We start from the raw sequence: 23,506 nt of genomic DNA on the forward strand, positions 1-23,506 counted from the left end.
AATCCGTGAAAATCCACATGCAGCAGCGTGGTTCGGACCTCGGCCCGGTGTCGTCTCATCCACGCGAGAACCGATGGACATTCCTTATCAGGCCGGATATTCCCGACGACGATCGTCTGTTCGCCGAGATGTTTCGCCTCGATGTCCAGGTCGTACGGACAGGCGGCACGGTGGCATTACCGTCGCCAGCCGACCAAGGTACGCGGTTCCGGCGCTGGGTCGAACCGCCACGCTGTACCTTCCGACCCTCCGGTCTTGTGGTGGTCGAAGCGATCCGGGCGTGCTCGGGTCTGTATCGCCCGGCGAGGCGGTGGGCCGCTCATGTCTGAATGTGATGGCGAACCGTGGATCAAGTTGTCGATGTGCGGGATTGGGACATTCGACCCCGAAACCAGCGAATTGCGGGCGGTCAGGTGTCCGGATCGGCTGTGCGCGGGCTTGTTCCCGCTCGTCGATGGTCGTATCGCCGACCGCGACGGCATTCTGCCCTCGGCCTTGCGGTGTCCGTGGATCGGCGTTCGGGTTGTCGATGACACGGCCGACTTCTACACGCGCATATCGAGAGAGATGCAGCGACCATGAACACGAATACCTTGGCTCCGAGGGCAATTGGTGTCCTCTCGCTCGATGTGACTGGCCCGCATCTGTTGCGAGATGAACGAGTCATCAACGAGTTGGCGCAGCGACGCGGGTACACCCTTGCCGGGCTGGTCACCATCGCTGATGACACATTTATGCCGACCACGCTCATTGTCGTCACCGCCAATCGCAAAGGTGCGACGGCTGTCATCGCACCCAGCATGGCCCACTTCAACAGCCGCGTGCGGGCTATCACTCTGGCATGTGACCTGATCACGCCAACCAAGTTCGTGGCGTGCACGAGCACGGACAGATGGTAGCCGGGTCATGAGTGAGCAGGCTTCTCCACGACCAAGTGATCCGGATGTGCACCTGTCGGTGTTCCTGCATGGTGCGCGGTTCGACTTTGCCGCTTGCCGCACCGCCGCGTTGATCTTCGTGGCGGACTGGCGCAGTCACCACTACCCCGATGCGGTGACCGTCATCCCCGGTGGCGCGGTCGGCTTGCCGCGGCTGCCAAACGAACGCCTCTACCTCTAACCCCAAATGGGAGAGATCATGATCAGCAAAATAGGTCAGCCGGGCACCCAGGCGCCCGAACAGGTCGGCCGGGTGCTGCGGCTGGTGATCGACGCAGTCAACGAATGCAATCTCCGCTGCCTTTATTGCCATCCCGGGGAGGTGTGGAGACAGCAGCAACTCACACTGCCGGCCTTCTCGTCGGCGATCGAATCGGCTGAGGCCGCAGGTGTGCTCGAGGTAGTGCTGACTGGTGGGGAGATCACCATGCATCACAGCCTGCCCGCACTCCTGGCGGCCACACACCTGCTCCGGCGAACAGCATCGACGCTGATCACGAACGCCACTCAGCTCACCCCCGAGATAGTCGACGGGCTGGCGAGGTCGAACTTGACCCGCATCTGCACCAGTGTGGACGGTGCCACCAACGACCTCCACGGATCTGCACGCGGCAAGAACCTACCGAAGGTCCTCGACGGCTTGCGGAGCCTGAACGATACCGGCAAACCAATCACGGTGATAACCGTTGTGCACCAACGCAACTGGAGACGGGTGATCGAACTCAGCGCTTTCCTTGCTGTCAACGGGATCGCGTCTCAACATCATCTGTGCGCGCCGAGCTTTTCCGGGCAGGCCCGAGCCCATTATCCAAAGCTCGGGCTACGGCAGTACGAGTTCCATGGCGTCCAGGAATTAGTGGACCGCCATCACCAGGAGTTGGCCGACGCGGGACTGTATCTGACGTTCAACTCAATCTGGCCGGCGACAGGTGCGCGGCCGTTGGCCGTCAACCCGGAGCGGACGATGACTTTGCAGCAGCTATCCGAGCAGGTCAAAGACACGCTCTGCAATATCCGCCCAAACGGAGAGTTCCGGTTGCAGGCCGCCACGTGGGGGCGGGAGATGGTCGGCAACGCCGCTCTCGGCTCACTGCACACACAATCGGCTGCCGACCTGCTCGCCTACGCGGAATCATTGCTGGAGGAAGGAACAGCGCGCCAGCTACCCCGAGAGCTAGAGGCTCAGCACAAGTTTCAGCTCGGCACCGCCGCGGACCGGAATACGACCGAGCAGCTAATAGGCCGCACCGACAGTCCCGCCCCCAGTGTCGACCTGATCCCTATCGGCAGCGTCGACGAGCACTGGTTGCTGGACAATCCAGTCGATATCGCTGATGTCGCCGCGCAGCTCGACTCCCGGCCAGATGACCACCGCGTGGTGAGACATCCCAGCGGCACAGTGTTGATCTTCGACCGTCCCCGTTCGCTGGTGACGCTGCTGAAACCTGCGGAATGGGAACAGATTCCCACCACCTCGACTGCGCGGGTGATGTCATGACAACCGCCACTTTGCTCGATCAGGCTCACCAGTTCCTCCACTGCGACGCCGGATTAGCCGTACTCGCAACCGAAGTGCTCAATCGTGCTCCGGCAGATACCGCGATCCGGGCGGCGCTGGTCTGCCATCTCGCCGCACCACACACCCCGGCGACGACGCTCGCCGTGAACGCAGGACTGGACATCGAGGAGGTCCGCGAGATGTACGGCTTCGCGCGAACGAATCACCAGTTACGGGAGCTGATCGGGTCGTTGTATTATCCGCATCGGTTGCGGTGCGGGTTCGCAGCGGCCACAGTCGCTGAATGGCGGCGGCGTCCGGAGATCCCGCAACGGATTCTCGCCCGCAAACCGGTGTTGGCCGAGACCGTGGAGGTTCACCCCACTCGCGGCACCTGCAACTACAGCTGCCGCATGTGCCTATGGTCCGACCAGGCGGAACTCACCTATGCCACAAAGCAACTCGACGCCGGCGGCCTCATGAGCGGCGACGACTGGATCTGCGTCGTCGATGAACTCGCCGCCGCTGGGGTCCGGCGACTGGTCGTCTCCGGCGGTGGCGAAGCACTGATCAACCCAGAACTGCCCGACATTCTCAACCATGCCGCTGGTCTCGGGTTCGAAATCCACGTCTACACCACAGGATTCAGCGCCCGGCGCGGCAGCAGACTGTTCGCCGCACTGCTGCGCTGCCAACGGATTCGGTTCTCTATACACTCGCCCGACCCAGTCACCTACGACCACATCGCAGGCACGAGGCCCCGGCAGCGGGCGCTGGAACGAGTGACCGGTAACCTCACCGCGCTGCTCGATGACCGGGGCGAATTTCCTGCGGTCGGGATCGGCATGGTGATCCAGCCCGAGAACCACGACCAGATCGAGGCGATGGCCGACTTCGCTGACGAGTGTGGCGTGGATTGGCTGGACCTCCGCAAGGATGAGGTCGATGTGACCGAAGGGCTTGACGGTGCACGGCTCACGAAGGTCAGGGAGCAGCTGAGGGCCGTTCGTGCCCGCGTAGGTGGCACAACCAGAATCGATATCGGTGACGAGTTGGTCGCGATCGCAAACGGACTGACTCGAGACCAGTCGCGCACTGCGGAATGCCTGGGTCGCTGGTTTCGCCCGACGATCGGCGCGTTCGGGCACCTGACCCCTTGCGATCTAAAGGCTGAACCGCGCTTCGCGGCCACCGGCTACGATCTAGGCAATGTCAAGCGGTCCCGCATCCTCGACGTGGTCGCTACTTCGAACGGGCGGCGGATCGATGACGACTGCGCCCAGTGCATGCCCAGCTCCCGTACTGGCAACGCTGTGGTCCACAAGCTCCTTGACGATCTACGGGCCGGTGTCGGCCTAGACGAACAGCCGTTCGTCTAGCGGTTCTTCATCCGCTGGAGCAGCGCGGTCCGGGTCACCGCCGCCAAACCACGAACGATCAGTCCGGCCGCGACCAGCGGCGCGAACACGATCCAAGGTGATCCCTTGTGGTAATCGCAGTAGAACCGCAGGGCACTGCGATGGTGAGAGCGGACTTTTCGGAACGGCGCGGACCGCATACTGCCGCCCTCGCGGTGGCGGATCTCCACGTTCGGGTCCAGGACGACCCGCCATCCACCACGGTGCATATCAAGAGCCATCTTGGTTTCCTCGAAGTAGAGGAAGTAGCGGTCGTCGAATCCACCCACCGCTTCGAACGCCTCGCGCCGAAACAACATGCAACAACCAGAAATCCAGTCCACATCACTCACCTCGGTGACGGGCGCACCAAAATAGCGACGAGTCGCCGGATTGCCCGGCCAGATCCCACCCAGCAACGCGTGCGTGATACCGACCGCCAGCGACGGGAACCGCCGTCCGCTTGGGTACGGTGCGCCGTCCAACCGCGCGATACGCGGACCGATCATCCCGATCCGTTTATCCGTCTTCGCAGTCTCGACCAGAGCCGCGATTGAGCCAGGCGCGAGATTGGTGTCGGGATTGGCAACGAGAATCCACTCTGCGTGGGTCGCAGCGGCGCCCTGATTGATCGCTGTGGCCAAGCCGACATTGCGCGTGTTGCGGATAACTCGGCCGCCGAATCCTTCGACGATGTCTGCGCTGCCGTCGGTAGAGACATTGTCGATGCCGATCACATCAACCGCGTACGGATGCACCGCCGCCGGAAGCGACTCCAGGAATCCTGGTAAATCCTCAGCGCTCTGGTAGGTGACCAAGGCCAAGCCGACAGTCTTCTCATCCGAGCTGGACATGCCGTCGAAACTATCACCCGTCGGCCCGTGCCGCGCCGACGACCACCTTCATAGCCGGGGTTACGCGCTTTCTCGTTGCACCCCAACCACTTCCGGTGTGTCGCCAGGTCAGGATGCCGGCCGATCGGCTACCGGGAAAGGCTCAGTGCCCGGTCGTGCTGGCTGCCCCGCTACACCGGCCACCAGAGGCGCAGCCAGATTCTCAGCCGCGGGTGAACGCCAGGGTTTCGCCTTGGACGCCGTGTAGCCAGAGTGCGTTGCAGGCCGTCGCGATATCGGTGAGGCCTTCTTCGATGGTGGCGAAGACGTTGCCGGGGACCCAGCCCATGTCGCCGTTGATCAGTAAGTTGTTGCGGCCGTAGAACATTGCCAGGTCGGTGGCGCCCTGTTCGTGGTGCGCGGCCGTACCGGGTTCGTAGCCGTAGGCCGGGTTGCCGATCTCCCACGCTTCGAAGTCGAACAGGCACACATCACCCGGAATGGGGGTGACGGTCGGATTCTCCCGATGCGGTGCCGCCGCGATCCGGGGCAGCAGGGTGTAGACCTCGTTGCGGGCGTACTTGGCGTGGAATGCGTCGCCTTCCTGGGGTAGCGCGGCCCACACCGCCGCGCAGGTTCGGGGTGCCTCCGCGTCGAGCAGTCGGGCTCGGCAGGTCACGCCCGCCTTGGTCAGTGTGATCGAGATGTAGCGGGCCATGGGTTCTGCCTCCTGGTCACGCGGGGAGTTCGGCGAGCACGGTCGACCAGATCGCGAGCGCGTCGTCGATCTGGGTATCGGTCACGATCAAGGGCGGGATCATCCGCACGACATTCATATACGCACCGCAGGTGAGTAGCAGCAGCCCCTTCTCGACCGCGAGCCGCTGGGCCGCGGCGGCTGTCGCGGTGTCGGGTTCGCCTGTGGCGGTGGTGAATTCGGTGCCACAGAGCAGTCCGAGGCCGCGCACATCGCCGATGGCCTTGGTGGCGCTGTCGCGCAATCCGCCCAGCAGTTGTGCGCCACGCGCGGCGGCGTTGTCCACCAACCCCTCCGATTCGATCACCTCGAGTGTGGCGATCGCGGCCGCGCAGGCCACCGCATTGCCACCGTAGGTGCCGCCCTGTGAGCCGGGCCAGGCCTTGGCCATCAGCTCGCGCGGGGCCGCGATTCCGGACAGCGGGAACCCACTGGCGAGGCCCTTCGCGATGGTGATGACATCGGGACGGACGTCGAAGTGCTGATGTCCGAAGAACTTTCCGGTCCGGCCGAAGCCGGTTTGGATCTCGTCGAAGATGAGCAGAATGCCGTGCCGGTCCGCGCGTTCGCGCAGCCCGCGGAAGAACGTGGTGTTGCCGGGGATATAGCCGCCCTCGCCGAGCATCGGTTCGACCACGAATGCGGCGGTTTCGGCCGGGGAGGTGACGGTGGCGAAGATGTAGTCGAGTTCGCGCAGCGCGAAGTCGGTGGCCTCGGCCTCGGTCCAGCCGTAGCGGAAGGCGGTGGGGAATGGCGCCACGTGCACACCGGACATCAGCGGGCTGAACCCGGCCGAGAAGCGGGTGCCCGAGGTCGTCATGGTCGCCGCCGCGACCGTGCGACCGTGGAAACCGCCTTGGAAGACAACGATATTCGGCCGTCCGGTGGCCTGGCGGGCCAGGCGTAGCGCGGCCTCGACCGCCTCGCTGCCGGAGTTGGCGAAGAACAGTGTGTCCAGACCTTCGGGCAGCACGGTGCCGAGTCGCTCGATGAGTTCGAGCAGCGGCCGGTGCATCACGGTGGTGTATTGGCCGTGGATCAGGCTGGCGACCTGGGCTTGGGCCGCGGCGACGACGTGCGGGTGGCAGTGGCCGGTGCTGGTGACGCCGATGCCCGCGGTGAAGTCGAGATAGCGGCGGCCGTCGGTGCCGTAGAGGTAGCAGCCGGATCCGTGATCGACGGTTACCGGGGTGGCTTGTTTGAGAACAGGGGATAGCTCGGTCATGATCCGCCTCCCGGGCGCGTATCCGGTGATTGTCTATTGTCGGATTGTTGACAATATGCATAACATGGGCACGGGGTTCGCAGCAATGGCCGAAGGCCGCGTCGGGAAGAAAAGGAGCCCACATGCTCACCGAAACCGCCCTGACCACAGCCGAACGCGCCGCGATCGACACGGTTCCTACTGGACTGTTCATCGACGGCGGGTGGCGCGCGACAGCTGCGACGCTTCCGGTCACCGATCCGGCGACCGGCCAGTCGCTGTGTGAGGTGGCCGACGCCGATTCGACCGCCGGGCTGGACGCCCTTGCCGCGGCTGACCGGGCACAGGCGCAGTGGGCGCGAACGACGCCGAGACAGCGCAGTGACATCCTCATGGACGCGCACCGGGCGCTGCTCGCCGATACCGAACGACTCGCGCTGATCATGACGTTGGAAATGGGTAAGCCGCTGGCCGAGGCGCGCGGTGAAATCGCATATGCCGCAGAGTTCTTCCGATGGTTCGCCGAAGAGGCTGTGCGTCTGGACGGCGGGTATATGCCGGCACCGGCGGGTGGTTCGCGCTTCCTGGTGACCAGACAGCCGGTCGGCCCCAGCCTGCTCATCACGCCGTGGAACTTCCCAATGGCCATGGGGACCCGCAAGATCGGTCCGGCACTTGCCGCGGGATGCACCTGCGTCGTGAAGCCCGCTGAGCAGACCCCACTTTCGATGCTGGCGCTGGCCGACATTCTGGACCGAGTGGGTGTTCCGGCGGGTGTGGTCAACGTGATCACCACATCCGACCCGGGAGCGGTGATGACGCCGATGATTCTGGACACCCGCTCGCGCAAGCTGTCCTTCACCGGCTCGACCGCCGTCGGAAAGCAACTGCTCGAGCAGTGTGCGCGGACGGTAATGCGCACCTCGATGGAGCTCGGTGGCAATGCGCCGTTCATCGTCTTCGACGATGCGGATCTCGATGAGGCGGTCGAAGGTGCACTGGCGGCGAAGATGCGCAATATCGGGCAGGCGTGTACTGCCGCGAACCGAATCTTTGTGCAGCGCAGTGTCGTTGACGAGTTCGCTACTCGGCTGGCGGACCGGCTCGCGGCGCTGCCGATGGGGCGCGGGACCGAGCCGGGAGTCGTCGTCGGTCCGCTGATCGACGCCGATGCGGTGGCAAAGGTGACCAGTCTGGTTGCCGATGCGGTCGGCCGCGGGGCCACCGTGCGCACCGGCGGCGCGGCGCTGGCGGGTCTCGGAAACTTCTATCCCGCAACGGTATTGACCGATGTACCCGATGACGCCGAGATGTGCCACACCGAAATCTTCGGACCGGTCGCGGCGATCGCGGCATTCGATACCGAAGCCGAGGTCGTCGCGCGCGCGAATAACACCCCGTACGGGTTGGTGGGTTATGTTTTCACCGAAAATCTGCGACGTGGACTGCGCGTATGCGAGGCACTGGAAACCGGCATGGTCGGTCTGAATCAGGGAGTAGTCTCCAATCCCGCCGCACCGTTCGGCGGCGTGAAAGAATCCGGGCTCGGCCGTGAGGGTGGACTCACCGGCATAGATGAATTCCTGGAGACCAAATACATCGGAGTGCGGATATGAGTACAGCATCGCGAAGCGATTTCGTGAGGGGGACCGGTGGGCCCAACTACCGGATAGCGACCATCCCCGGCGACGGCATCGGTGTCGATGTCACCGCCGAGGCCGTCGCGGTACTCGATGCGGTGCTGCCCGGCATCGAATGGACCGAATTCGACTGGTCCTGTGAGAATTACCTGCGCACCGGAGCGATGATGCCGCCCGACGCATCCGGTCAGCTGGCCGGATTCGATGCGATCTTGCTGGGCGCGGTCGGCTTTCCCGGTGTGCCCGATCATATTTCGCTGTGGGGTTTGCTGATTCCCCTGCGTCGCGCCTTCGGCCAGTACGTGAATCTGCGCCCGGTCCGACTGCTGCCCGGCACCGAATCGGCCTTGCGCGACCGTACCGCCGAGGATCTGGACATCCTGGTCGTGCGGGAGAATTCCGAAGGCGAATATTCCGCGATCGGCGGCATGCACCATCCGGGCCGCACCGACGAATTCGTCCGGCAGGAATCGATCTTCACCCGGGTCGGCTGCGAACGGATCATCCGCTACGCCTTCGAACGAGCCCTCGAACGCGACGGGCGCCTGTGCTCGGCCACCAAATCGAATGGACTGCTGCACTCGATGCCGTACTGGGACAGCATCTTCGAGCGCATTTCCACGGAATTTCCGCAGGTCCAGACCCGGCAGCTGCATGTCGACGCACTAGCCGCCGAAATCGTGTTGCATCCGGATCGGCTCGATGTGATCGTCGCATCGAATCTATTCGGCGACATCCTGTCCGACCTCGCCGCCGCGGTCACCGGTGGACTCGGTTTGGCACCATCGGGCAATATCAATCCCGAGCGCACCGCACCATCGATGTTCGAGGCGGTACACGGTAGTGCGCCCGATATCGCCGGACAGGGCATCGCGAATCCGGTCGCGCAGATTCTCGCCGGAGCAATGCTGTTGGAGCATTTGGGCGAACGTCCCGCCGCCGCGGCGGTCGACCGCGCCGTCTGCGATGTCCTGCGCGAAGGTCGAATTCGCACACCTGATCTCGGTGGCACCGCGACGACCGGTGAGCTCGGCAGCGCCATTGCGAGCCGTGCGGCCGAATTGGTGGAGACCGGTTCGATATTCGCGCAACCATAGATCCGTATCGTCATGTAATCGCAAAGAATTCGGCAGGTCGATCGCAAAGTTCATCCGCAACCATGAGGCGACTCGCGTGTCTGCGGAAGGACGGGGTCATGAAGTTCGAATTCGGAGGTGCGCGCAAACGATTGCGTCGCGCCGTGGCCGCCGCGATCGCCGCGGCCAGCCTCGTGGTGGTAGCCGGCTGTGGATTGGGCGGCGACGATGCGGCGGCGGTGACCTACGAGGATGCGAAATCATCGGGCAAGATCAAGGTCGGTTTCGCCAATGAGGCGCCGTGGGCATTCCTCGGTGCGGACGGCCAGCTGACCGGATATGCGCCGACCGTCGCCCGCGCGGTATTGAAACGGCTCGGTATCAATGAAATCGAAGGCGTGGTCACCGATTTCGACGGACTGATCGACGGCGTTCGGGCGAAGAACTACGCATTCGTCGCGGCGGGCATGTTCATCAATCCGAAGCGATGTGAGAGTTCCGCATTCGCCACTCCCGACTACCAGGTCGGTTCGTCATTCCTTGTGCCGGAAGGCAATCCACGCAATATCAACCGTTTCGAGGACATCACCCGGGAGAACGTCCGGATCGCCACATTGGGTGGCGCGGTCGAGAACGGCTACGCGCAATCCTCGGGTGTGCCATCCCAACTCATCGAGCCGATGGCCAAACAGGACGATATCCTGCGTGCGGTGCGCAACAAGGACGTCTACGGCGCCGCAATGCTCGATGTCACCGCCGCATGGCTGGTGAAGAACAATCCGGACGCGAAACTGACGGTGGGCCCGTCCTTCCGCTTCGGCAATAAGCCGGATGTCGGCACCTTCAACTTCCGCATCGGCGACGATAAGTTCCGCGAGGACTTCAATCGCGAGCTGCGCGCACTGCACGAAAGCGGGGAGTGGTTGAAGCTGGTGGAGCCGTTCGGCCTGACCAAGGCGAACGAGGCGGATCCGGCGGCCACCGCCGAGCAGTACTGCACGGCTTGACCTCGTGTCGTCACATTTCTCGACCTACCTGGAGCGGGTAGCGCAGGGTCTGCCCTTCACGCTGTGGGCGGCGGTCGGCGGCATCGCGCTGACCGTCGTGCTGTCCTTGGTCGCTGGGATTGCCATGCTGTCGCCGTATCTGCCGGTGCGGTTCGTCACTCGCATCTATGTGGAGGGGTTCCGCGGCAGCTCGGAGGTGGTGCAGCTGTTCTTCTTCGCGGTGGCGATACCGATCTTCTTCGGCGTATCGCTGGGGGCGACGGCGAAGGGGCTGTTGGTTATCGGCATCATCGTGCTCGGTCTCAATCACGGCGCCTACGGTGCCGAAATCGTCCGCGGTGCGATCAGATCGGTGCCGCAGGCACAGGTCGAGGCCGCGATCGCACTGAATCTTTCACCGGCGCAACGCATGTGGCGGGTGGTCCTACCGCAGGCCGTGGTCGAGATGCTGCCGTCGTTCAACAATCTGTTCATCCAACTCGTGAAAGCCACTGCGGTGCTGAGCTTTATCGCAGTGCCGGAGGTATTCAAGAAGGCCGATGAACTGCGCGCGGTTCCCGCATTCTCTCGCGAACTCGGTCTGATCTACGGGATCCAGCTGGTCGTGTACTTGCTCATCGCGGTGGTCATCACGGTGATCATGCGGGTGCTCGAGCGGTTGGCGGCCCGGCGGGTGGGGCGGCGGCCGAAGCGATCGAGTATTCGACTCTCGGCACATGTGGGGGTCTGATGGAGAAATGGCGGTGGGACCGCTTCTTCGACGCCTTTCCCTTCATCTGGGACGGGCTGCTCGTCACGATCCAGTACACCCTGCTCGGATCGCTGGTCGCCTATGTGCTCGGTCTGATCTTCGCGGTGATTCGACGATTGCGGATCCCGGTGGTCGATCAGCTGCTCTGGGCATTCATCGAATTCATCCGCAGTACACCGCTTTTGGTCCAGATTTTCTTTCTCTACTGGGTGGTGCGCCCGGATCTACTCAGTGGGTTTTCCATCGACACGCAACGTCTGATCGTCGGCGTTGCCGCACTCGGCGTCCACTACGCCTGCTACACCTCGGAGGTGTTCCGCGCGGGCATCGACGCGGTACCCGTGGCGCAGTGGGAGGCGGCCACGGCGTTGAATCTGCCGCGCACGCGAACCTGGGTCGATGTGATTCTGCCGCAGGCGGTACCGCGCGTGCTGCCAGCGCTGGGCAATTACACGATCGCGATGTTCAAAGAGGTGCCGCTGCTGTCCTCGATCGTCATTCTCGACATGGTCTATCAGGTCAAAACCGAATACGCGGCCGATACCGGTGGTGCGGGACCCGAGGCCTGGCTCGCGGCCGGTCTGACCTTCCTCGCGCTGAGCTATCCGTGCTCGATCCTGGTACGAAAGTTGGAACGACGTGTCTGAACCGATGATCCGGTTCGCCGGTGTGGAAAAGCGCTACGGTGCCACGGTCTGCCTGGACGAACTCGATTTCGCCATCGCACCAGGTGAATTCGTCACCTTGATCGGGCCATCCGGTTCCGGCAAGACCACCATTTTGCGGCTGCTCATGGGGCTGGAACGGATAGACGCGGGCACCATCGAGGTCGGCGGCGAGTTGCTCAGCCATCAGCGACGCGGCGACACACTGGTGCCCGCCGGTCCCGCGCACCTTCGTCGGATGCGACGCAAGATCGGCATGGTGTTCCAGCAGTTCAATCTGTTCCCGAATATGACGGTCCTGCGCAATGTCACCGAGGGGCCGATCCGCGGTCTCGGCCAATCCAAGGACGCCGCCGAGGAGCGGGCGCGAAAGCTGCTCGAACTAGTCGGGCTCACCGACAAAATCAACGCTCGTCCGGCCCATCTTTCCGGCGGCCAGCAGCAGCGAGTCGCCATTGCCAGGGCCCTGGCCATGGAACCGGAAGTGCTGCTGCTCGACGAGGTGACCTCGGCGCTCGACCCGGAGCTGGTGACCGGCGTACTGCATCTGCTGGCCGATATCGCGGCCGATACCGAGATCACGTTCCTGTGCGTCACCCACGAAATGCAGTTCGCCCGAAAGGTTTCCGATCGCGTAATGATGTTCGACGCCGGACGGGTGCTCGAGGACGGTGATCCGGAACAGATCTTCACCGATCCCCGTCATGATCGGACTCGTGAATTCTTAAAGGCGGTCTTGGATGAAAACTGACCGCCGATCTTCCACAATCTGAAGCATGACCAAGCCGTGTCTAGTCCTGCAGTTGCGGCCGGAGCGCCCCGCCGCGGATGACGAATACCGCGCCGTCCTGCGCATGGCCGACCTAGATGTGGGTGACACGGTCCGGGTGCAGATGGATCAGGAATTCCCGGATATCGACCTCGACGATTACTCGGCGGTCATCGTCGGCGGCGGGCCGAGCAATGTCAGCAGCCCGGACGCCGAGAAATACGGATACCAGCGGACATTCGAACCCAAGCTGAAGAAGCTGATGACCGAGATCATCGGCCGGGATTTTCCGTATCTGGGCGCCTGCTACGGATTGGGCATCCTCGCGGACGTACTCGGTGGCGAGGTGAGCGTCCAGCAATACAGCGAACCGGTCGGCGCGCAGACCATCGATGTGACCGAGCACGGCCGCGCGGACCCGCTGCTAGTGGGTGTTCCACGAACGTTTCGAGCGTTCGTCGGCCATAAGGAAGCCTGTCAGGATGTGCCGCCCGGTGCGGTGCTGCTGGCCGGATCGACCGATTGTCCGGTGCAGATGATTCGCGTCGGTCAGCACGTGTACGCGACCCAATTCCATCCCGAACTGGACAGCGATGGACTGGCGTTGCGCATCGAGGTCTACCGGCATGCGGGCTATTTCGAGCCGGATGAGGCCGATGACCTGATCGAACTCGGTCATCGCGAATCGATCACGGTGCCCAGTGTGATTCTGAACCGGTTCATCGCGCGTTATTGCCGAGGGTAGGAACCGATTACCGATCGGAGTCGAGGCGATGGCGATTTCGGTGTTCGGTCTGCGAACTGCTACGCAGCCCCCAGCTCGGGGATTCGTGGCGTACGTCGGTGATTACCGGCCAGGCTCCGGTTGTCGTCGCCGATGGTCCGCGTGGTTCGCGCCGGACGGGCAGCGCTTCGCGGGTGCTGCGCTCGTCGATCTCGGCGAGTCCGACAACCACCATCAGCATCATCATGACCAGCGTGACGGTCACGATCAGCGGTGTCACGAGTTGGAGCGGATCGATGCCGCCGCCGATCTGGTGGTCGGCATGGCTGGCACGCATCGAGGTCATCCCGACGTAGTGCATTCCGCACACCGCGACACCCATGATCAGCGCGGCGCCGATGGTGGCGAACAGACCGCGAACATGCTGCATGAACCACAGTGCGGCCGTGGCCGCGACCACCGCGATTACCACCGACACCACGACTGTTTTGCGGTCGTATTCGACATGGGCATTGGTTTTCATCGCGTACATGCCCAGGTAGTGCATGGCGGCCACGCCGATGCCGGTGACCGCGCCGCCAATCGGCAGTGCCACGAATTCGTTCCGACCGCGGACCACGATGGATAGCCCGACCCAGACGACCAAGATCGCGATGACCGCGCTGAGCAGCGTCATCGGCACGTCGTAGCGAATCGTGGCGCCATGGATGGAGAAGCCGAGCATGGCGGTGAAGTGCATGACCCAGATGCCCGCGCCGCCGAGGGAGACGGCGGCGGTGGCGAGCCATCCGGCCGGCCAATCGGAAGACCGAGCGTGCACCACACAGCGCAGGGCGAGCGCGGATCCGATAAAGGACACCAGGTAGGCCATGACCGGGGTCAACCAGCCGTGGCTGAAATGATCGAGCTCTAGCATGTGTACTCCGCGTTCACCAGTTGTGCCATGGCCGAATGCTGGTCGGTAGGGGCGACCCGCTATCGATCGGCGGCGAACAGCTACCTGTCGAGCGCAACGGCAGTAAACCAATGAACATCGGGTGGAACCTCACGATCTGCGGAAATTTACACTGGCATTTCCGCCAGGCGCTGACAATAGCCAGGTCGGCCGCTCATGGCCAGTCGCGGTCTCGGATTCACAGCTAACGCATGGTTTCCTGCTGAGCCGCAGCGGAGCAATCGGCCAGCGTTCGGTTCTGGGAGCCGGGCGCCGCGCCGCGCGATTCGGAGGGTGTGATCAGGTGTCGGCGGCCGTTGCACCGTTCGAATACGCATAGCCTCGACCGCGTTCGACGCCTAGTCGGCCAACGTTCCGGGTCGACGTTGGTGACGCCGAGCGCGCCCGTCGGGCTGCCGCGCAGCGCGGCAGCCCGACGGGCGCTGAGCGCGTGCGGGCCGAATCTCTGGTGCTCCTCACCCGAGGTGAGCGTCGGGCGGCGCGAGCTGTTTGCACCGCCGGGGTGTTGTCGAAGCTGCACCGGCTCGCTCGTCGGGCAGCCGGGCCGCGATCTCATGCCCGACGAACCAACCGAGCCGGGCTACGGACTGCCGAGTTCCCGCAGCGCCTGTTCGGATGCCGAACCCGGCTCGGCGGCGAATAGGTCCAGGCCGCAGCACGACGGCGCGTCGGGGAGGGCGATGAGTTCGCCGTGCAGCGTCAGCTCGCCGACGAGCGGGTGGTGCAGCGCGTAAGTCCGGCTCCGGATCTGCGCGACCGAGCGCTCGGCCCACATTCGTGCGAACTCCGGGCTCAGCTCGCGCATCGTGTCGATATGCGCCGCGAGTTCGGAGTGTCCGCGATAGCGTCCGAGCAGCACGCGCAGATGCGCCACCTGGGCGAGTGCCGCCTGATCCCAACCGGTGCCGAGCAGTTCGAGCAGGTGCGGCTCGGTGAACGATGCTCACCCCCGCGATCTGGGCCAACTCTTCGCGCCGCAGCCCTGCGACTCGGCGTGCTCCGCCGTGATCGCGCAGCCCGGCGTCCTGCGGGCGCAGGCGAACTCGGCGCGATTTGAGGAATCCGCTGAGCTCGGTTCGGTCGTCCACTCGACAACCCTATGCCTGGCGTCCATGTCCTTGCCGCCGTGGCGAATTGGGTGATCGCGCCGTAAGTGCGCGACACCGGGTCTGCTTGGGCGGCCGTGGTGGCTTCACGCTGTCAGACGGAACTCGTCTTTGCCATCTCGTCCATCATTGGAGAATCGGGAAACGGCTGGTCTTGCCCGATCACTCGCCAGCCCCAGGACTCGTACGCGGCTTTAGCTGGATTGCCGACCCGGACGAGTAGATAGGCCAACGGCTCCGGGCGTCCGGATAACAACGCATCGTGGATGATTCGTGCATATCCATGTCCCTGATAGTCGGGGTGAACGGCGAACTCTCGGAAGATGTACACCGGCCCAGATGTTTCATGCGCGAGTTCGGGGTAAACGCGTAGGGCCTTGTCCCAGACCGCTTGTGGTCGGCCGTATAGGCTACCGAATGCGTAACCGACCATCCGGCCGCCAACTCGTCCGGCGACAAGCTCGAAACTTGGGATGGGTGCGTACAGTTCTTCCAACCGCTCCCAGAACTTCGCCGGGCTGTACCACGGGTCGGCTTGCTGGTCGCGGTGTGAGGCGAGATACACCGCCTTGAGTTCGTCAGCCAGTGCCATCGTCGCGGCAGCGTCGTGTCGCTCAGTACTCAACCGGCCATTAGCGGCGTCGTCCTTCATTGTTCGATTGCCCGCTGTGCATTGAACGCATCGTCACGCAGGAGTTCATAGAGCTCGCGTGCTGTGGGTATGCGCCGTTGGTCAGGTGGCACGGCGGCAAGCACCTGCTCTCCCAAACCCATGACGAAACGCGTACGGTGCTCCATCGGGAGTTCATCCAAAGTGGTTGTCGCGTAAGCCGTTCCCGCGCTCGGGTCGCCGCTACGCACCTGACATAGCGCGCGCTGCAACTCAATCTGCACAGGTCCGCGACGACTATTCGGCGGGTACAGGGCTAGTGCCGCTGACTGTGCTTTCTCGGCCTTTTCGGTCTCACCGAGATGGGAGTACACGAAGCTTTCCGCGAACCTGACTCGTTCCTCAGGATAAGCCCAGCAGTGCCAGCCGTGATCGTTCGCCACTGTGGTTGGCAACTCGGCAAACGTCTCCCGTAACGCAGTCAACGACACCTCGGCATCGTCAGCGTTGCCGAGTAGTGCGTGCGACTGCGCGCGAGCAGCGAGCAGACTCGGCCGCCCGATAATTGGACCGTTGGCAATGAGATGGTCAGCTTCTGCGATGTTCTCGATGATGACGTGCGGGGACTCGCCGTCGTAGATGGCGCGGATTGCCTTGCGACCCCGGACGTATGCCATCGCGTGCAGGTCTCCTGAAAGGTCAGCTGCCTTGCGCGCGGTACGCCACCAGCGCATGGCCTCACGCCGCTGTCCACAGTCACCGATCGCTTGCGCCATGTACTGACTCAGCAACGCGCCGATTTTATACAACTCCCGCCGCGCTCCGTCACCCGCTGACATGCTCAGCGCCATCTGGAGGCCCAGCACATCTACCAAGAGCATTTCGTGCAGTTCGGCCGCAGTGTGCGTGACGTATGCGGATCCGTATTCGCGTACCACCTCACGCCAGTCGTCCAGATCAACCGACACCCCATCCGACATCGCGCGGTTGAGTCCATGCCGCGCCGATTCCAAGCCGAGCACCGCGCCCACGCCAGCAGCTGACGCGCTGAGTAGGAAGGTCCGGCGGAGCACGTCATCAACCTCTTTCCCTGCGCTCGGCAGGAACATCGACGGGTCATTCGTATCTGCCCCCATGCTAACCACGCCGCTGCCGCGCTCGGCGGGCCGAAAACCGAGTTCAGCATCCGTCGCGACGCCCGGGACTGCCCGCAGCCCCGCGCGGAAATCAGCATTCGGCCAGCGGAAGACACCGCGTTCCAGCTTGCCCACGTAATTGCCGGAGAGCTGGATCACCCGTCCGGTCTGGCGATACACCCACGCATTCACCGCGTCCGCGAGTTCTGCCCGGTTCAGTGGATGCCCGGTCGTCGCGGAGCGGATCCGAGTCCGCGCGGCGCTCAGCTGGTGATTCGGTTCGGACACGTCTCGCCGTCCCCTCGTTCGGCAACATCGTCGAATCATTCCACCTTGACCGCGCGACCACCGCGAACTCGTGCGCTCTCCCTCGAATCTCCCTCAAACCTCCCCCTTCCCGGCGTTCCCAGACCATCGCGCCAGGGCGGAGTCTGACAGAGCACTCGACGCCGAGCGATACCGGACCCTCGTCCCGGCACCTGGACCCGGCAGCATCGATGGCAGTGCCGAAAGCCTCCAGCGTCGAGTGCACATGAATCGAATTGCGCAAGGAAGCGAACGCGAAAGGGTCACGATGTTGAACCCGGAACAACAACTACCGCGCCGGACACCGCTCGTCGGTCCGCCCGCCCTCGTTGCTGTCGACTTCCCCGCCGACGTGGTCGAGCGTTTCGCAGACGCCCTACGCGAGTGGGATACGACCGCGCCGAATCGTGCCGAGCAACGCGACCAAGAGGCTGTAACCCCATGAACCACATACCTTTCGGCGACACTCCCGTGTCCCGCTGCTCCTTTTACCGGCGGGTGTGTGATCTGCCCGCGAACATCGACCCGCCTCAACTCGGCCGAATCGTCATGAAGGTCGAACATGTGGGGGCGCTGACCATGCCCGCCCACCTTGGCCAGTCCGTGAAAACCCATATGCAGCAGCGTGGTTCGAACCTCGGCCCGGTGTGCTCTCATCCACGCCAGAACAGGTGGACCTACTTGGTTCGCCCGGATATCCCGGATGACGTGCGCTTGTTCGCCGAGATGTACCGCCTCGATGTCCAGGTAATACGAGCGGGTGGCACCGTGGCGTTACCGTCGCCCGCCGACCAAGGCACACAGTTCCGACGCTGGATTGAACCGCCCTGCTGCACGTTCCGGCCCTCCGGGCTTGTGGTGGTCGATGCGATCCGGGCGTGCTCAGGCCGGTATCGGCCCGTACAGAGGTGGGCTGCACATGTCTGAATGTGATTGCGGGCCATGGATCAAACTCTCGATGTGCGGGATTGGGAGCTTCAACGGCAAGACCGGTGACTTGGAGTCAGTGCAGTGTCCGTCCCGGTTCTGCATGACCATGGCCCCGCTGGTCGACGGGAAGATCGGCGACCATTACGGCATCACGGACATGCTGTCACCGTTGCCGTGTCCATGGATCGGAGTTCGGGTTGTGAATGACGTTGACGCCTTCATGCCCGATGACTCCACACCAGTTCCGCCGATGCAGGAGCAGCCATGAACACAAATACATTTGCTCCCAAGGCAATTGGTGTTCTATCGCTTGATGTCAGTGGCCCGCATTCGTTGCGGGACGAACGAGTGATCACCGAGTTGGCACAGCGCCGCGGCTACGCCCTGACTGGACTGGTCACCATCGGTGACGACACGTTCATGCCGACAGCCCTCATTGTCGGGACGGCACGCGGCAAGGGAGCGGCAGCGGTTATCGCGCCGAGCATGGCCCACTTCAGCAGCCGCGTCCGGGCTATCGCTCTGGCGTGCGACCTGATCACGCCAACCAAGTTCGTGGTCTGCACCAGCACCGACCGATTGCGGGAGACGTCATGAGTGAACAGGCTTCCCCGCTACCGGACGATCCAGACGTTCATCTGAGCGTGTACCTGCATGGTGCACGGTTCGACTTCGCCGCCTGCCTCACCGCCGCACTCCTGTTCATTCAGGACTTCCGCGCCCACCACTACCCAGATGCGGTGCAAGTCATCCCTGGCGACACCGCTGGACTATCTAGGTTGCCCAATGAACGCCTCTATCTCGAGCCGTAGCCGCCCTCACCTCGACCGACCCACTCCCCGACCAAAGGCCAGCGGTGCGCAATGATCGGTACATCGAATTCCTTTGCCCACCAACAGAAATCCGAAGCAACCTACCTCGACTTGGCCGCCAACGACCACGGCCAGGAGAAGGGGCTACTCGTTCAACGCGCCCTTGCTCGGATTGCCGATGCCGACCCGCACGTCGTCGAGATCGGCCCCGGTGGCGGCGCGGCCGTCACGTTCCTGGCATCCCAACTCGAGGCCGCGCCCCGCGATGTTCGTCTCACCCTCATCGAGGCACCTGGCATAACGTCGCACACTCTCACCCAGGCCATTGACCGTTTCAATACTGTCGGCACATGCGCACTGATACGCGGGTGGGCGCAAGACATCGCGACGTTGGTCAATGAACCCGTCGATGTCATCAGCGCGTCGGCGCTGCTGCACGAGGTCTACTCCTACGGCGGTGCCTACAGCGGCCTGCACACGATGATCCGGACCTTCCCGAGTGTGCTGAAACCCTATGGGTTTTTCGTCTACCGCGACGTGTACGCCGTCGACGCGCCCTCCCTGCACGAGCCCGCGGTCCAGTCCTACAGTGCCCCATCATGGTTGCAGTTCCTGCGCCTGTTCCTGCCGCACTACCTCCACCACGGCACCCACCCCTACCACCACCACGACGACGAGGTCATCGTCCGCCAGAACTCCCGCATCGTCACCGCCCCGGAACTCGACCCGCACGTCTGCGCCGTCATCCACGCCCCGATCGGGCTGTTCCGTGAAGCACAACGCCACTACATCACCCTGCGCGACCACGTATGGCGTTCCGGCATATTGGGATTCACACCCATACTCGACGGCCAACTCTCGGGGGACTGGATAGATTTCCGCACAGGTCACAAGCGCGTGCACTTCGCATTCACCGACAGCGCGTGGATGTCGACCAACGACCGCGCCAACATCCAGGCGGTCAGCGAAACCTACGGCGACCATCACGTGATCGACGGTGACATCTTCGACGCTGTCACCGATGTCGCGCTGAACCTGTTCCTCGCAGCCGTCGAACGCGGCAACAACGACTGCGGCCAGATCTGGAGTAGCTGGCTCGAGCGCGAAGGCCGCGAAACCTACGCCTACCTCACCGCCGACGAGCTACTGACGGCATTCGCCGCCCACTCCGCCGAGACCGACACGGGCATGCCGTCCGTTCTCATGCCGGTCCACCCCACCGATGTCTTCGTCCGAGAACGCCACTACTACAACCGGTTCCTCGGCAAGAACCTCGCCAACGCACTCAGCGACGCCAAGCAGATGGTGTTGTTCCAGAACATCCCCGTCACCGACTCCGACGCCCTACAGCAGGCACTCGGAACCATCCGCCAACATTGCTCCAAACCCAGCCTTGCCCGCGTCCACACCGCCATCCACACGAGAGGATGATCCAACCCATGCACTTGATCGAGGTCGAGCGTAAACGCGAACTCCCCGACCCCAGTACCCTCCGCCAGCGGCTCACCGAACTCGGCTACCGCGAGGCCGGACACCTCACCGAAGTCGACACCTACTACAGCCGCCCCGACGTCGACTACATGAAAACGGTTGAGTGCCTCCGCGTTCGACAGAGAGACGGGTTCGCCGAAATCACTTACAAGCCACCGTCAAATGCCAGCACCCACAGCAACGCCGACGTGATCGCCAAACGCGAAACCAACGTAACCCTCAGTGGTCCCGACCAAGCCTCGGCGGCAAACCAACTGCTCGCCGCAATCGGCATGGTCGAACTCGTCCGCGTCGAGAAAACTCGCACCATCTACGAACACCCCGAACACGACGACATCATCGTCGCTATCGACACCGTCACCCACGCCGGAACCTTCGTCGAAACCGAAGTCACCGCCGCAGACACCGACGCCGCAACCATCCATCTCCAAGAGGTCGAAACCGAACTGGGCATAGCCGATTACTTGGTCGTCGGCCTGCCCTACCGTGATCTGGTCATGGCCGCCGCCCACTGACCGCAACCCGGCGAGATCTCCCGCACACGCACCCTCTCCGCGAGTGCGGGAACGGCAGACCCCCGGTGTCAGTCCAGCGCCCTTGGATACCCAGGTTCTTAGCATGTGGCAGTTCGCCGTGCCGGATTTGGTTCTCCCAATCTGGAGCCCTGCCCCGGAGGTGCCTGCCGGGGTGCGTCGCCGGATCTGGGTGCAACCTCCGCATTAAGGAGTGCGTAACCGACATGTGACCCCATCGAGTCATACCACCTCTGCACTCCTCATTGCATGAGCTGTGGACGATGGTGAGCCGCGCCGGACCGACATGATCTCGCGCCGCAGCGCCCTGCCCATCGCAGGCGACAACGTGGCAGCCAAAGCCGAGGCCACCCACCTTCTGCACCTTCTCGGCCATGACGTGGTGGATATCGGTCCGCTGACCGACAGTTGGCGCACCGAACCGAACACCCCGGCATATATCCGCCCCTACCTCGGCGAAATCCCAGCGATGGATGTCGACGCCTTTCTCCAGTGGACCCGACGAACCCCCGGCATCCCCGTCCCCGCAACCCACCTCACCGAACTCGTCGAAACCGCGGTCCGCCAGCCCGCGAGGCGAGCGAAACTTCCCAGCGCCGACTGAGCGGCCCCGAGCAGCATGTTTCGGATACGCACCAGCTGCACATCCGGTACAGCCGGTGTGCAATTGCCCTAGCGAGTGTGGAACGACTGTTCGCCGCGCTTCGATGAGCGACGAGAGCCATAGCAGCTCAACATATTTGCCGGTAGCTGACGGTTTATGCAAGGCGTGCGAGCGTTGCGGACGGATCTGGAGAGAGTTCTTCCGGATGCTGATAACGTGGGCGAGTCGTCGAGTTCTCGACGGCTGGTAGGGCGTCCGGTGATTGTGCGTCGAAATCGCCTGTCCTGCAGGGACTGTGGGGTGACCGCAGTCGGCTGTGGTTGCCTCGCCAGGGTTCGAGTTCTCGACGCGGACCTCATGGCCGGGGTCACATACGGTCGGCGTCGCAAGGAGGGCTGAACTGAATGCTGTGGCCGCAGGCTGTGTTATCGCCGCGGTGCTTCCATTGATCCTGGCCGCCTTGCTGATCCAACGTCTGGAGTCACGCCTTTGACCACGCCATCGTCAACCCGCGCCACCGCGACCGGAGTATGCCCCGCCGGGCACGGCTCACCACTCGACCCCGGCGAACCCCGAGTGTTGTTGCATACTGCGGAGTTCGCGGCCGATCCGCATCGGGCCTATCGGGAGGCACGCAGCCAGTACGGGTCGCTGGTGCCGATGGAGTTGGCGCCGGGTGTGCCCGCCACCCTGGTGGTCGGGTATCAGACCGCGGTGCGAATCCTCAATGATCCGGAACACTTTCCGGCGGATCCGCGGCATTGGGAGCAGACGATTCCCGACGACTCGCCGATCAAGCCGATGATGATGTGGTACCCGAACGCACTGCGCAATACCGGTGCGGCGCATGCCCGCTACCGGCAGGCCTATTCCGTCAGCATCGACGGAATCGATCTGCACGAACTGCATTCGACGGTCGAGAAGATCGCCATCCCGGTGATCAACAGCTTCTGCGAGGCAGGCGAGGTCGACCTGGTCACCCAGTACGCGCTGCCGGTTGTCTTCGAGGTCATCAACCAGATGGTCGGCTGCCCAACCGAAGTGGGGCAGCGGGTCGCGACCGGTATGGCGATGCTCTTCGACACCATCGAGGCGGCCGCCGGTATGGCGATGCTCAGCGAGGCGCTGCTGGAGTTGGTGCAGCTACGCAGGGCCGAGCCCGGTGACGACGTCACCTCGCGAATGGCCCACCACCCGTCCAAGCTGGACGACACCGAAATGCTATGCCAGCTGATCAGCTTCTACGGTGCGGGCATCGAACCGATGCAGAATCTGATCACCAACACCTTGCTGCTGATGCTCACCGACGACCGGTTCGGTGGTGAGATGCTCGGCGGTAGCCTCTCGACCCGCGACGCGCTCGACGAGGTGCTGTTCAACGACCCGCCGATGGCCAACTTCAGCATCACCTACCCGCGCCAGCCGATCCTCATCGACAACACCTGGCTGCCCGCCCATCAGCCGGTAGTGATCAGCTTTTCGGGCTGCAATAACGATCCGGCGATCCGCGGCGGCGATCGCACCGGCAACCGCTCGCATCTGGCCTGGGGCGCCGGGCCGCACGCCTGCCCCGCGAGATCCGTTGCCTACCTCGTCGTTCAGGACGCCATCGATCAGCTGCTCGACGCGCTTCCCGAAATGGAACTGGCCGTGCCCGCGGACGAATTGACGTGGCGGCCCGGACCATTCCACCGGGCACTTGCGGCACTGCCGGTCGTCTTCCCCAAGTCCCCTCCGCTGCCCGTCTTCTAAGCAGCGCGTCTG

General features: G+C 63.5%; 25 protein-coding genes. 18 read left to right on the forward strand and 7 right to left on the reverse strand.

From position 1 onward, the window contains the following. Nucleotides 1–578 precede the first annotated feature (578 nt). The 4 genes from ACQP2U_RS10640 to ACQP2U_RS10655 all read left to right on the forward strand — a co-directional run bounded on the left by ACQP2U_RS10640 (nucleotide 579) and on the right by ACQP2U_RS10655 (nucleotide 3,815). Complete coding sequence (locus ACQP2U_RS10640) at nucleotides 579–899, forward strand: hypothetical protein (protein ID WP_433714520.1); 321 nt, start codon at nucleotides 579–581, stop codon at nucleotides 897–899. Nucleotides 900–906: 7 nt separating this feature from the next. Further along, nucleotides 907–1,119 (forward strand): hypothetical protein, encoded by a 213-nt coding sequence (locus ACQP2U_RS10645; protein ID WP_433714521.1) that lies wholly within the window; start codon nucleotides 907–909, stop codon nucleotides 1,117–1,119. A 72-nt stretch (nucleotides 1,120–1,191) separates the two neighbouring features. Continuing rightward, nucleotides 1,192–2,436, forward strand: a complete 1,245-nt coding sequence (locus ACQP2U_RS10650) for a radical SAM protein (protein ID WP_433714522.1) — start codon at nucleotides 1,192–1,194, stop codon at nucleotides 2,434–2,436. After that, nucleotides 2,433–3,815 (forward strand): radical SAM protein, encoded by a 1,383-nt coding sequence (locus ACQP2U_RS10655; RefSeq protein WP_433714523.1) that lies wholly within the window; start codon nucleotides 2,433–2,435, stop codon nucleotides 3,813–3,815. Before ACQP2U_RS10650 ends, ACQP2U_RS10655 begins: the two co-directional genes overlap by 4 nt. Here ACQP2U_RS10655 and ACQP2U_RS10660 read toward each other — a convergent pair. From ACQP2U_RS10660 to ACQP2U_RS10670, 3 genes are all read right to left on the reverse strand, one after another. Next, entirely contained in the window at nucleotides 3,812–4,657 is an 846-nt protein-coding gene (locus ACQP2U_RS10660) for a glycosyltransferase family 2 protein (protein ID WP_433714524.1), read from the reverse strand. The two genes, ACQP2U_RS10655 and ACQP2U_RS10660, sit on opposite strands and share 4 nt — an antisense overlap. A 232-nt stretch (nucleotides 4,658–4,889) precedes the next feature. Further along, nucleotides 4,890–5,384, reverse strand: a complete 495-nt coding sequence (locus tag ACQP2U_RS10665) for a DUF3830 family protein (RefSeq protein WP_433714525.1) — start codon at nucleotides 5,382–5,384, stop codon at nucleotides 4,890–4,892. A gap of 16 nt (nucleotides 5,385–5,400) precedes the next feature. Next, the gene (locus tag ACQP2U_RS10670; protein WP_433714526.1) at nucleotides 5,401–6,648 is read right to left on the reverse strand and encodes an aspartate aminotransferase family protein; all 1,248 of its coding nucleotides are present in this window, start codon (nucleotides 6,646–6,648) and stop codon (nucleotides 5,401–5,403) included. Nucleotides 6,649–6,770: 122 nt separating this feature from the next. Between ACQP2U_RS10670 and ACQP2U_RS10675 the strand changes: the two genes are divergently transcribed. The 7 genes from ACQP2U_RS10675 to ACQP2U_RS10705 all read left to right on the forward strand — a co-directional run bounded on the left by ACQP2U_RS10675 (nucleotide 6,771) and on the right by ACQP2U_RS10705 (nucleotide 13,280). After that, a complete protein-coding gene (locus ACQP2U_RS10675) occupies nucleotides 6,771–8,243 on the forward strand; it encodes an NAD-dependent succinate-semialdehyde dehydrogenase (RefSeq protein ID WP_433714527.1) in 1,473 nt (490 codons plus the stop codon). Beyond that, nucleotides 8,240–9,364, forward strand: a complete 1,125-nt coding sequence (locus ACQP2U_RS10680) for a tartrate dehydrogenase (protein ID WP_433714528.1) — start codon at nucleotides 8,240–8,242, stop codon at nucleotides 9,362–9,364. The genes ACQP2U_RS10675 and ACQP2U_RS10680 overlap by 4 nt, the downstream gene beginning before the upstream one ends. Nucleotides 9,365–9,462: 98 nt before the next feature. Then, a complete protein-coding gene (gene ehuB, locus ACQP2U_RS10685) occupies nucleotides 9,463–10,350 on the forward strand; it encodes an ectoine/hydroxyectoine ABC transporter substrate-binding protein EhuB (RefSeq protein WP_397032848.1) in 888 nt (295 codons plus the stop codon). 4 nt (nucleotides 10,351–10,354) lie between these two features. Beyond that, the gene (locus tag ACQP2U_RS10690; protein ID WP_433714529.1) at nucleotides 10,355–11,080 is read left to right on the forward strand and encodes an amino acid ABC transporter permease; all 726 of its coding nucleotides are present in this window, start codon (nucleotides 10,355–10,357) and stop codon (nucleotides 11,078–11,080) included. Continuing rightward, entirely contained in the window at nucleotides 11,080–11,748 is a 669-nt protein-coding gene (ehuD, locus tag ACQP2U_RS10695) for an ectoine/hydroxyectoine ABC transporter permease subunit EhuD (RefSeq protein WP_433714530.1), read from the forward strand. The genes ACQP2U_RS10690 and ehuD overlap by 1 nt, the downstream gene beginning before the upstream one ends. Before the next feature lie 4 nt (nucleotides 11,749–11,752). Then, the gene (gene ehuA / locus ACQP2U_RS10700; RefSeq protein WP_433716418.1) at nucleotides 11,753–12,517 is read left to right on the forward strand and encodes an ectoine/hydroxyectoine ABC transporter ATP-binding protein EhuA; all 765 of its coding nucleotides are present in this window, start codon (nucleotides 11,753–11,755) and stop codon (nucleotides 12,515–12,517) included. Between the two features lie 25 nt (nucleotides 12,518–12,542). Further along, on the forward strand, nucleotides 12,543–13,280 hold the full coding sequence (locus ACQP2U_RS10705) for a glutamine amidotransferase (protein WP_433714531.1): 738 nt from the start codon (nucleotides 12,543–12,545) through the stop codon (nucleotides 13,278–13,280). Between the two features lie 7 nt (nucleotides 13,281–13,287). Here ACQP2U_RS10705 and ACQP2U_RS10710 read toward each other — a convergent pair whose 3' ends face one another. The 4 genes from ACQP2U_RS10710 to ACQP2U_RS10725 form a co-directional block, all read right to left on the reverse strand. Beyond that, nucleotides 13,288–14,175, reverse strand: coding sequence for an MHYT domain-containing protein (locus ACQP2U_RS10710; protein WP_433714532.1), 888 nt, complete (start codon nucleotides 14,173–14,175; stop codon nucleotides 13,288–13,290). Nucleotides 14,176–14,794: 619 nt separating this feature from the next. Continuing rightward, on the reverse strand, nucleotides 14,795–15,136 hold the full coding sequence (locus ACQP2U_RS10715; protein ID WP_433716420.1) for a hypothetical protein: 342 nt from the start codon (nucleotides 15,134–15,136) through the stop codon (nucleotides 14,795–14,797). 278 nt (nucleotides 15,137–15,414) lie between these two features. Further along, nucleotides 15,415–15,972, reverse strand: coding sequence for a GNAT family N-acetyltransferase (locus ACQP2U_RS10720; protein WP_433714533.1), 558 nt, complete (start codon nucleotides 15,970–15,972; stop codon nucleotides 15,415–15,417). Continuing rightward, nucleotides 15,969–17,246 (reverse strand): hypothetical protein, encoded by a 1,278-nt coding sequence (locus ACQP2U_RS10725; protein ID WP_433714534.1) that lies wholly within the window; start codon nucleotides 17,244–17,246, stop codon nucleotides 15,969–15,971. The genes ACQP2U_RS10720 and ACQP2U_RS10725 overlap by 4 nt, the downstream gene beginning before the upstream one ends. 394 nt (nucleotides 17,247–17,640) lie before the next feature. Here ACQP2U_RS10725 and ACQP2U_RS10730 point away from each other — a divergent pair, with 394 nt between their 5' ends. The 7 genes from ACQP2U_RS10730 (at nucleotide 17,641) to ACQP2U_RS10760 (ending at nucleotide 23,494) form a co-directional block, all read left to right on the forward strand. Beyond that, complete coding sequence (locus ACQP2U_RS10730) at nucleotides 17,641–17,817, forward strand: hypothetical protein (protein ID WP_433714535.1); 177 nt, start codon at nucleotides 17,641–17,643, stop codon at nucleotides 17,815–17,817. A 749-nt stretch (nucleotides 17,818–18,566) separates the two neighbouring features. Continuing rightward, complete coding sequence (locus tag ACQP2U_RS10735; RefSeq protein ID WP_433714536.1) at nucleotides 18,567–18,899, forward strand: hypothetical protein; 333 nt, start codon at nucleotides 18,567–18,569, stop codon at nucleotides 18,897–18,899. Then, nucleotides 18,896–19,114 (forward strand): hypothetical protein, encoded by a 219-nt coding sequence (locus ACQP2U_RS10740; RefSeq protein WP_433714537.1) that lies wholly within the window; start codon nucleotides 18,896–18,898, stop codon nucleotides 19,112–19,114. The genes ACQP2U_RS10735 and ACQP2U_RS10740 overlap by 4 nt, the downstream gene beginning before the upstream one ends. A gap of 51 nt (nucleotides 19,115–19,165) precedes the next feature. Continuing rightward, entirely contained in the window at nucleotides 19,166–20,545 is a 1,380-nt protein-coding gene (locus ACQP2U_RS10745; protein WP_433714538.1) for a hypothetical protein, read from the forward strand. 8 nt (nucleotides 20,546–20,553) lie between these two features. Next, nucleotides 20,554–21,120: a class IV adenylate cyclase gene (cyaB, locus tag ACQP2U_RS10750; RefSeq protein ID WP_433714539.1), complete on the forward strand. Its 567-nt coding sequence runs from the start codon at nucleotides 20,554–20,556 to the stop codon at nucleotides 21,118–21,120. A 274-nt stretch (nucleotides 21,121–21,394) separates the two neighbouring features. Continuing rightward, nucleotides 21,395–21,742: a hypothetical protein gene (locus tag ACQP2U_RS10755; RefSeq protein WP_433714540.1), complete on the forward strand. Its 348-nt coding sequence runs from the start codon at nucleotides 21,395–21,397 to the stop codon at nucleotides 21,740–21,742. A 489-nt stretch (nucleotides 21,743–22,231) separates the two neighbouring features. Beyond that, nucleotides 22,232–23,494 carry a cytochrome P450 gene (locus ACQP2U_RS10760; protein WP_433714541.1) on the forward strand — a complete coding sequence of 421 codons (1,263 nt, stop codon included), beginning with the start codon at nucleotides 22,232–22,234 and terminating at the stop codon, nucleotides 23,492–23,494. The last annotated feature ends 12 nt before the right edge of the window (nucleotides 23,495–23,506 follow it).

It is taken from the genome of Nocardia sp. CA-084685, assembly GCF_050955785.1.
Lineage (GTDB): Bacteria > Actinomycetota > Actinomycetes > Mycobacteriales > Mycobacteriaceae > Nocardia.

Bases quoted from the DNA above. Each gene is read 5' to 3' on its own strand.
- ACQP2U_RS10640 (WP_433714520.1), top strand. From the start codon at position 579: ATGAACACGAATACCTTGGCTCCGAGGGCAATTGGTGTCCTCTCGCTC.
- ACQP2U_RS10710 (WP_433714532.1), bottom strand. From the start codon at position 14,175: ATGCTAGAGCTCGATCATTTCAGCCACGGCTGGTTGACCCCGGTCATG.
- ACQP2U_RS10720 (WP_433714533.1), bottom strand. From the start codon at position 15,972: ATGAAGGACGACGCCGCTAATGGCCGGTTGAGTACTGAGCGACACGAC.
- cyaB (WP_433714539.1), top strand. From the start codon at position 20,554: ATGCACTTGATCGAGGTCGAGCGTAAACGCGAACTCCCCGACCCCAGT.
- ACQP2U_RS10735 (WP_433714536.1), top strand. From the start codon at position 18,567: ATGAACACAAATACATTTGCTCCCAAGGCAATTGGTGTTCTATCGCTT.
- ehuA (WP_433716418.1), top strand. From the start codon at position 11,753: ATGATCCGGTTCGCCGGTGTGGAAAAGCGCTACGGTGCCACGGTCTGC.
- ACQP2U_RS10705 (WP_433714531.1), top strand. From the start codon at position 12,543: ATGACCAAGCCGTGTCTAGTCCTGCAGTTGCGGCCGGAGCGCCCCGCC.
- ACQP2U_RS10740 (WP_433714537.1), top strand. From the start codon at position 18,896: ATGAGTGAACAGGCTTCCCCGCTACCGGACGATCCAGACGTTCATCTG.
- ehuB (WP_397032848.1), top strand. From the start codon at position 9,463: ATGAAGTTCGAATTCGGAGGTGCGCGCAAACGATTGCGTCGCGCCGTG.
- ACQP2U_RS10645 (WP_433714521.1), top strand. From the start codon at position 907: ATGAGTGAGCAGGCTTCTCCACGACCAAGTGATCCGGATGTGCACCTG.
- ACQP2U_RS10670 (WP_433714526.1), bottom strand. From the start codon at position 6,648: ATGACCGAGCTATCCCCTGTTCTCAAACAAGCCACCCCGGTAACCGTC.
- ACQP2U_RS10680 (WP_433714528.1), top strand. From the start codon at position 8,240: ATGAGTACAGCATCGCGAAGCGATTTCGTGAGGGGGACCGGTGGGCCC.
- ehuD (WP_433714530.1), top strand. From the start codon at position 11,080: ATGGAGAAATGGCGGTGGGACCGCTTCTTCGACGCCTTTCCCTTCATC.
- ACQP2U_RS10665 (WP_433714525.1), bottom strand. From the start codon at position 5,384: ATGGCCCGCTACATCTCGATCACACTGACCAAGGCGGGCGTGACCTGC.
- ACQP2U_RS10655 (WP_433714523.1), top strand. From the start codon at position 2,433: ATGACAACCGCCACTTTGCTCGATCAGGCTCACCAGTTCCTCCACTGC.
- ACQP2U_RS10675 (WP_433714527.1), top strand. From the start codon at position 6,771: ATGCTCACCGAAACCGCCCTGACCACAGCCGAACGCGCCGCGATCGAC.
- ACQP2U_RS10745 (WP_433714538.1), top strand. From the start codon at position 19,166: ATGATCGGTACATCGAATTCCTTTGCCCACCAACAGAAATCCGAAGCA.
- ACQP2U_RS10730 (WP_433714535.1), top strand. From the start codon at position 17,641: ATGTTGAACCCGGAACAACAACTACCGCGCCGGACACCGCTCGTCGGT.